The following is a 1,936-nucleotide window of genomic DNA, read 5'->3' as shown; positions in this document are numbered from 1 at the left end:
AAAGGGGCTGTCGCATTTGAATAAATGTGGCAGCCTCTTAATTTGGAAAAAGCAGACAGTCTCCGACAGAATCATACGATCCAGTCTTCGACAGTCTGCTTCTTGATTTTTGCGCACAATAACCAGCGGTGCTTATTCAGCTTTTGTCTTCTTTAGGCTACCTCGTACAAATGAGTTCCTAGTTTTCCGTTTTGTATCCTTCGATGAAGATTATCTATGTTCTGGGCGATTGCCATCAGCACGCTTTCAGCGTAGACATTCGCCTGCCCCCGGCAAAGGAATTGCCTGAAAGATCCGTCTTCTTTCCACAAAGCGAAGGCTCCCTCGGCCTGAATACTACGATTGACTCTGAGCTTGATCCCTTCTTCGCTGGTGATCCGCTCAAGACACTCTTTACGCTGCCGCTCAAACTTTTTTGAAACACTAAGCCTTTTGAACCTCTCTTCTTCCGGAGTCTTCCAGTTTCTGCCTTTCATACATTCAGATTTGCATGGGCATCCAAGGCAGTCCTCACAATGGTAGATAGTTTCCTCGCGAACATATCCGCTGAAGGTTTTCCTCTTGTCTACGCGCAAGGCATGTAGCTGACAGCCATTCATGCATGTGTAGAAGTCACCATCAGGATCATATGGCATATTCTCCTTACGGCTAATATCCGTTTTGTATTTTTTGGTCTTGGAGATCTCGTAATTCGATGGCTTGATCATCGCTGTTATTCCTCGATCTTCAAGAAAACTATAGTTCTCCTCGCTCTCATATCCGGCATCAGCGACAACTACAGGGTATTTGTGCCTGAGAGTTGCTTCCATCCCCGTAAGAAACGGGATAAGTGTTCCCATGTCATTAGGTTTTGGAGACAAGCTGAGCCATGAGATATATCCGGAGTCGACGCCAAGCTGCAGATTGTATGCCGGCTTCAGCTGACCGTTCAGCATCGCATCTTCTTTCATGCGCATGAATGTCGCATCCGGATCGGTCTTCGAATAACTGTTGCGGTCGCCGAGAACTTCCAGCTTTTGGGAATACTCTTTAAGTCGTTCCGTGTATTCCTCAAGCAATTCTATGTGCTTCTGAAGCTGCGTCTTGCGGCATCCGCTGCCGTGTACGAATTCAGCGCCTTCTTCGTCCTTGATCTTATACAGCCTTTTGAGAAGTTTGCCGAGATGCTTCTCCTTGACCTGTCCGTGCCATATCTCTCTTAGACCGTAAGTCTCGATGCATTCCTGCACCAAAAGTGCAGTCTTGTCCAGAAGCTTCGCCTGATTCTTTGTCACCGCCTTCTTCCAGACGAATGTATACTTGTTGGCATTGGCTTCGATCTTCGTCCCGTCGATGAAGATCTCCCTGCCGCTGATCTCGCCAAGCTCCATAAGATATCTCACTGTCATTGCAAGATACTTGTCTGCCACCTGTGCGAAGTGGATCGATCTGAATCTGGCTATGGTCGCATGATCGGGTGCTGACCGGCCTTCAAGAAGATACATGTAGTTGATGTCTCTTCTGCAGGCTTTTTCGATGCCTCTTGATGAGTAGTTGTGTTCATGGTAGGCGTACAGCATTATCTTCAGCATCTGTCGCGGGCTCACCTGATTTTCCTTTACTTTGGAATAGGTCGAATACAGATCTCTAAGATCCAGTTCCTCCACAAATTGACCCAGGAGCCTCACGCAGTCGTCATCGGGAATGACGTGCCCGATCTCGAGCGGAAGTTTTAGTTGATACGGCCTCGAAAACAACGTATAATTTTGCCGTAAAATGTTTCTTTTGTGCATATATACATTTTACCATTGAACTCCGTTTACCAATAGGTGCGGAGCTTTTTGTTTTTTGATAAAACCAAGCATTTGCAAGGCTTTCAGCTTTGTAGCATCAAAACAGCCGCCGTTAGGCGAGCAAGTAAAGAGGCTGCCACACTATTTTAGTGCGACAGCCCCTT

1 protein-coding gene is annotated in these 1,936 nt (G+C 46.8%); it reads right to left on the bottom strand.

Annotated features, from left to right (window positions below):
• Nucleotides 1-152: 152 nt before the first annotated feature.
• Nucleotides 153-1,772 (bottom strand): IS1182 family transposase, encoded by a 1,620-nt coding sequence (locus ACJMM9_RS02140; protein WP_405323395.1) that lies wholly within the window; start codon nt 1,770-1,772, stop codon nt 153-155.
• Nucleotides 1,773-1,936: the final 164 nt, after the last annotated feature.

Origin of the sequence: Fibrobacter sp. (genome assembly GCF_045112255.1) — a bacterium.
Classification (GTDB): domain Bacteria; phylum Fibrobacterota; class Fibrobacteria; order Fibrobacterales; family Fibrobacteraceae; genus Fibrobacter.
The sequence above is the reverse complement of the archived record's forward strand: the minus strand, read 5'-3'. Positions and strand labels throughout refer to the sequence as shown.